At 56.8% G+C, this 250-nt stretch carries 1 pseudogene; it reads right to left on the reverse strand.

Features of this window, described 5'->3' with window-relative positions:
* A pseudogene (locus tag IAE50_RS25810) lies at window positions 1-250 on the reverse strand (conjugal transfer protein TraN); the annotation flags it as partial.

Below are 250 nucleotides of genomic sequence, written 5' to 3' on the forward strand. Positions count from 1 at the left end.
CTTGTTCCCTAACCGGTCTGACCAGGTGTATGTGGCGCGGACAATCTCGCCGGTGACGGTCGGCACAATGGTGACGATATTCATGCCGTTGATCTCCTGCACCGGTTGCTGACTCATTTCATACTCCACCGTCTGTGTTTCCCAGGTGGTGCCGCTGCCATCCACTTCAACGGTCGCGCTGCGTTTGCAGCTCTGGTTCACCCACACATCCCGCTCGCAGGTGTATTTGTCGAACACGGATTTCGTGACC

The sequence above is a fragment of the Kosakonia sp. S42 genome (assembly GCF_016624785.1).
Classification (GTDB): Bacteria; Pseudomonadota; Gammaproteobacteria; order Enterobacterales; family Enterobacteriaceae; genus Kosakonia; species Kosakonia cowanii.